This window comes from Atribacter sp. (assembly GCF_035418125.1).
In the GTDB taxonomy this organism is placed as follows: domain Bacteria; phylum Atribacterota; class Atribacteria; order Atribacterales; family Atribacteraceae; genus Atribacter; species Atribacter allofermentans.
The window spans coordinates 1-5,919 of record NZ_DAOLQM010000051.1 but is presented as its reverse complement, the minus strand read 5'-3'; the positions used below and the strand labels follow the sequence as shown (position 1 = coordinate 5,919).

The following is a 5,919-nucleotide window of genomic DNA, read 5'->3' as shown; positions in this document are numbered from 1 at the left end:
TTATACGGGACAGTTCCTCTTACTGAAAAACAAAAAACTTATTACCTGAAAAAATATTTACCTTATATTCAAATTGATTTTATTAAGGCGGTTGCTGACGAGAAGGATAATTTAATTGGTTTTCTCATTACTATGCCAAGTCTTTCCCGTGCGCTTCAAAAAGCCCAAGGAAGGCTTTTCCCCTTGGGGTTTTGGTATTTGTTAAAAGCACTAAGAACTTACCAAGTTTTAGATTTTTATTTAGCAGGAGTTAAAAAAGAATATCGAAACAAAGGAGTCGATATTCTTATGGTTTATGAAATTACCAAAACTGCTGCCAAGTTCGGATTTTCATATAGCGAGTCTAATCCCGAACTCGAAACCAACAAAAAAATCCAAAATGAGTGGAAACTATTTAAACCAAGGCGTCACAAAAGAAGAAGAATCTATTATAAACAGATTTAATAAGGAAAAGAAAGTGAATCAATTCAAGACTTTGTTCTGCTCTCGACATATTCTTTAAGTGCAACCGCATTATTGAGGATTTCACTTTTTGCTGAGTAAAGCAGGGTTACCGTCTCTTCTTCCGATCGTTTTTGGATTATATCAACCAGCTCTTTTTTGGTTGCTAATTCTTTGAAATACTTTTGTTTAAATTCATCCCAATGTTCTAATTGATGATTAAACCATTTTCTGAGGTTATCGCTGGGTGCGATATCCCGCAACCAAAGGTCAATACGGGCTTTTTCTTTAGTGATTCCTCTTGGCCAAAGACGGTCTACTAAAATTCGAAAACCGTCCCCCAATTCCGCTGGCTCATAGATTCTTTTTATGAGAATCATCTTAAATCTCCTCCGAGAATAATCTATTAATTACAAATATAGTATATTTTTTATTTATTTTGAACAAGAAGTTTTTTCAACCCCTCAGACGTTGTTCATTTGGAAAGAGAAGAGTTTTGATGGATGAGGATAAAAAATTAAGCAATAATGGAATAAAAAATTAGAAAAGAAGTTCAATATTAAGACTATTTAAATTCATTATTTTTTAAATCAGGGATCGGGTAAGGGGATTTATTAAACATGAAAAAATATTTAATTATAGTTGGGTTGGCAATTATTTTATTAGTAGGATACTTTTACCAACAAAACCGCCCTATTGAAGTCAAGGGATATTTAGTAACCAAAAAAGACATTACCGAAACCATTGTCGCAACTGGAAGAGTGGACTTGGGAAATCGGATCAATATGGCTTTTCAAGTTGGTGGGATTATTGGCCAATTGTTTATTCAAGAGGGACAACAAGTAAAGGCCGGAGGCCCTCTTATTGAATTAGAGGATTCGGCAGAAAAAAATCGTTTAGAATTGGCAAAAGTGAATTACGATCTTGCCTTGGTTAATATGAAATCGAAGGAAAATGAAGTCATTGCGTCAGCACGAGAGCAATACAATCAAGCTAAAATTAATTCCCAAGCTCTTTACGATCGTTATTTAAAGCTCTATTCTTTGGTTTCGATTGGTGGTTCTTCGCAGAATGATGTCAATAATGCTCGAAATGAATGGGAACTTGCTTTTTCCAAGGAGTCATCAGCCAAAGCTCAACTGGACAGTTTATTATCGGGAGGAGCAGCAAGCGATGAAGTTAAAGCCCGAATTGAATTGGCACGGTTGCAAATACGTGAAGCTGAAATTGATCTTGAGCAAAAAATCCTTCTGTCACCAATCGATGCGATTGTATATTCTATTCCAAAAAACAAAGGAGAATATGTCAATCCCGGAGAAACTGCTATCTCGATTGGTTCGGCAATGGGATTCGTGGTTGCCGATATCGATGAAAAAGAATATGAAAAGATCAAGACTGGCTTAGACGTATATTTATCCAGTCAAGCCGATCCCAATCGCACTTTTAAAGGGAAAATTGATCAAGTATCACCCAGTGTCAATCCCCAAAAGGGTACCATCGAAGTCCGAGTTCGTTTAGATGAAGAGAATATTAACCTCAAGCCAGATGCTGCAATGACGGTTGAAGTTATTGTCAAAGAAACCAAGGGGGTTCTTGCATTTCCTCGTTCTTTTTTGGTGGAAAAGCTGGATGGGCAGTATGTTTGGATTGATAACCAGGGCAAAGCAAAGCTGCTGAAGATGACTAATCTAGTATATGTTGGGGATAATGCTATTATCGAAAACCTCCTTGAAGAAACCGTGCTTATCGAACCGGGTAATTTTCGCGAAGGAAGAAAAATTCAAGTTGAAATGCTTGTCAAAAAATAGATTAAAAGGTTTTGTGTCAGTTTGAATCACTATATTGATATACAGGTTGAGGTGTTATTTCGGTGTTCAGTTTTGAATCGATGATTGCCTGGCGTTTCCTCAAAGAATCCCGCTCGCAAACCATTCTAATTTTACTTGGAATTATTATCGGTGTGTCAGTGCAGATATTTTTATCTTCATTGATATCCGGTTTACAACGAAACTTAATTGAACAGACGGTGGGTGATTCGCCACATATATTATTAAAAGCCCAAGAAAATAGTCCGCAATCTATTCTCCAAAAAGGGAATCAATCGTTGGTTATTCCAATTATTACAGCGGCAAAAAAGGATGCTTACATTCTTTCATATCAGCCATTATTAAAAAAATTGGATACCTTTCCCAATTTAAAGATTGTATCTTCCCTGGTTGAAGGATCAGGATTTATTACCAAAGCTGAAGTAAGCCGACCAGTAGTGGTTAAAGGAATTTTTCTTGATCGTGCTGATGGTATTTATAAAATTATTCAGCGAGTGAATAATGGAAAAGCGGTTTTGGGAGGAACCGGGGTACTAATTGGGAGGGGTTTGGCTGAAGACCTCAAGATTGAAACCGGTAGTATTATTGAAATTCGAACCTCTGAAGGTAACTCAGGGGCCTTTGCCGTCAATGGGATTTTTGATTTTGAAAACGCAGCCATAAACAGTTCCTGGATTTTTATGGATATTTTTCGATCCCAAGCCTTGTTTGACCTTAATGGAGCGATATCTCGTATTGAAATGCAAATCGATCAAGTATTCCAATCGGAAAACATTGCTCAAAAAATTAAAAAAGATAATCCTGATTTCCTCATTGAGACCTGGCAATCTAACAACCGCCAACTTTTAAGCGCCTTACAAAGTCAAAGTGCCTCTTCCTATATGATTCAATTTTTTGTTTTATTGGCGGTAACTTTAGGTATCGCCAGTGTTTTAGCCATAGCAGCGGTTCAGAAATCACGAGAAATTGGAATTTTAAAAGCCATGGGGACTCGAACCAATAGCGCCAGTCGTATCTTCCTTATTCAGGGAGCGGTTTTAGGATTGAGCGGTTCTATTTTGGGAAGTTTGGTTGGAGTGGGTTTAATTAAAATGTTTCAGATCGCATCACAATCGGGAGGAGCACTTTCTTTTAGTATCCAGGTTGAATTTCGAACCGCCATAAGCTTGATTGTTATTTCAACCATTGCCAGTATTGGTGCAGCACTTTTCCCAGCTCGGAAAGCTGCTTCCTTAGTACCAATTGAGGTAATTCGAAATGGATAATATATTAGTGAGCCTGGACTCGGTGAATAAAGTTTATGGTGATGAGGTGAAAACCCAGGTTCTTTTTGATGTTTCTCTTGAAATCCCCCAAGGCCAGTTTTTAGCGTTAATTGGCCCTTCAGGATCGGGTAAAAGTACTTTATTAAACATACTCGGGGCTCTTGATCGCCCGTCGAGCGGCACTATCCTGATCAATCAGCAAAATTTGGTTCAACTCAATGAAAATCAGTTAGCTGATTTCAGGAATAAATTTTTAGGTTTCGTTTTCCAATTTCACTATCTTCTTCCCGAATTTACTACCATTGAAAATGTTTTGTTGCCTTATTGGATCGGGAAAGGGAAACCGAATCGCCAAATGTTTAATGAGGCTCAAAGATTGATTGAGCGAGTAGGGTTAGCTAACCAAATTAATAAACGGATTAACCTTCTTTCCGGTGGTCAGCAGCAGCGGGTTGCTATTGCCCGGGCGCTCCTAAACCGACCTCAGCTCATTTTGGCCGATGAACCAACTGGTGCTTTAGATACCAAGTCGGGAGAGCAGGTATTGGATCTTATGCAGGAAATCAATGATGAAAATAACACCACTTTTATCGTGGTGACTCATGATCGAAATGTTGCCCTGCGGGCGGAAAGAATCATCGAACTCATCGATGGTCGGATTTGTAAAGATTTCTTTCCGCAAATAGTAGGGAAAGAAAAATCAATTGAAATCTTAGAATCCCATGCTTGCGTGTGGGATGATCCATCTTAAAAATTAACTTTGGAGAATACTTTAAATTTGTTATTTGGGTATGGTTGTCATCATATTACTCATGGTGGTGCTAAAGCGAGCGAATAAAGTAAATATATAGGTAAATAAAAGAATCATAATAATTGGAGCAACCATTGAAAGATAGTTTCGTTTTCGCGGCCGAAAAGTTCTCAGGAGCAAAGAATTGGTAACGACTGAAATTGAACTTAAAGCCATGGCTAAACCAGCTAATTCAGGATTTAAAAGCAGACCAAAGGAGGCAAAGACTCGAGCGGCAATAGGTATTCCAATCAGGTTATAAAAAAGAGCGAAAAAGAGGTTTTGCTTAATTTTCCCCATAGTTTCTTCTGATAGCTCCAGAGCGGTAACCACATCGTTGAGGTCATTTTTAACCAAGACGATATCTCCGGTTTCCATAGCAACATCAGTACCCGAACCCATTGCGATTCCAAGATCGGCTTGGGCGAGAGCGGGAGCGTCGTTAATTCCATCACCAACCATAGCAACTTTTTTTCCGATTTTTTGCAGTTGTGCAATTTGTTGAGACTTATCTTCGGGTAGGACTTCAGCCAAAGTTTTTGAGATTCCAACTTCCTGAGCAATTGCCTGAGCAGTATTTTGGTTATCACCGGTAATCATTACCAGATCTAAATCTCGTTCTTTTAATTTTTCAATAGCTTTTTTTGAAGTTTCTTTGGCAATATCGGCGACCGATACCGCGCCTAAAACTGATTTTTCATCAGCTAAAATCATCACAGTTTTTCCCTGGATTTCCAATTGTGAAACTCTATCTTCAACTGATTGGGGGAGGTGGAGTTGTTGGTCGGCAATTAATTTTCGATTACCAATAAAATAATTGGTTCCATCGATGTTGCCTTTTACCCCCCGTCCGGGAAGAGCTTCAAAGTGGTCAACCTCTCTGGGAGAAATATTATGGCTTTGAGCATGTTGGAAGATTGATTGCGCTAAAGGATGCTCCGATAATTTTTCCAAACTTCCGGCTAATTCGATGATACCTTGGGGAGAAAGAGCACTGAAAGACTCGACATTGGTGACAGCTGGCTTTCCCTGAGTGATTGTTCCAGTTTTATCAAAAACTATGGTATCTATCGATTTTGCCGCTTCTAACGGCTCACCTCCTTTAACCAGAATTCCATATTCGGCACCCTTACCGGTTCCAACCATGATGGCGGTTGGGGTAGCCAGCCCTAAAGCACAGGGACAAGCAATGACAATAACCGAGGTCATAGCCATGAGTGAATATGTCAAAGAACTGCCTAAGATAAAATACCAGATTATGAAAGTACCAGCTGCTATACCAAGAACGACGGGAACAAACCAGGCGGCTATCCGATCGGCGAAAGCTTGAATAGGAGCTTTTGATCCCTGAGCGTCCTCGATGAGTTGTACGATCTGAGCCAGCATGGTTTCCGAACCTACTCGAGTAGCAACAAACTCAAAACTCCCTAAGGTGTTGAGGGTAGCTCCAATAACTGTATCTCCTGGACTTTTGTCAACCGGAATGCTTTCTCCGGTGACCATTGATTCGTCAACCGCTGAATGGCCAGAAAGGATTTCACCATCAACCGGTATTTTTTCTCCGGGTCTTACTACTAAAATATCTCCTTTTATCACT

At 39.2% G+C, this 5,919-nt stretch carries 5 protein-coding genes and 1 pseudogene; 4 read left to right on the top strand and 2 right to left on the bottom strand.

All coding sequences use genetic code 11. From position 1 onward, the window contains the following. Positions 1-444: pseudogene (locus PLK24_RS04385) on the top strand (hypothetical protein); the annotation flags it as partial. A 23-nt stretch (positions 445-467) separates the two neighbouring features. Here PLK24_RS04385 and PLK24_RS04380 read toward each other — a convergent pair. Beyond that, positions 468-821, bottom strand: a complete 354-nt coding sequence (locus PLK24_RS04380) for a DUF488 domain-containing protein (RefSeq protein ID WP_324476668.1) — start codon at positions 819-821, stop codon at positions 468-470. Positions 822-1,061: 240 nt separating this feature from the next. On the opposite strand from PLK24_RS04380, the gene PLK24_RS04375 reads away from it, so the two are divergent. From PLK24_RS04375 to PLK24_RS04365, 3 genes are all read left to right on the top strand, one after another. Continuing rightward, on the top strand, positions 1,062-2,249 hold the full coding sequence (locus tag PLK24_RS04375) for an efflux RND transporter periplasmic adaptor subunit (RefSeq protein ID WP_324476667.1): 1,188 nt from the start codon (positions 1,062-1,064) through the stop codon (positions 2,247-2,249). Positions 2,250-2,311: 62 nt separating this feature from the next. Beyond that, positions 2,312-3,532 (top strand): ABC transporter permease, encoded by a 1,221-nt coding sequence (locus tag PLK24_RS04370; RefSeq protein WP_324476665.1) that lies wholly within the window; start codon positions 2,312-2,314, stop codon positions 3,530-3,532. Continuing rightward, positions 3,525-4,283 carry an ABC transporter ATP-binding protein gene (locus PLK24_RS04365; protein ID WP_324476663.1) on the top strand — a complete coding sequence of 253 codons (759 nt, stop codon included), beginning with the start codon at positions 3,525-3,527 and terminating at the stop codon, positions 4,281-4,283. Before PLK24_RS04370 ends, PLK24_RS04365 begins: the two co-directional genes overlap by 8 nt. A gap of 30 nt (positions 4,284-4,313) precedes the next feature. On the opposite strand, the gene PLK24_RS04360 is transcribed toward PLK24_RS04365, so the two are convergent. Beyond that, the coding region (locus PLK24_RS04360; RefSeq protein ID WP_324476661.1) for a copper-translocating P-type ATPase at positions 4,314-5,919 on the bottom strand (1,606 nt) is incomplete at its 5' end.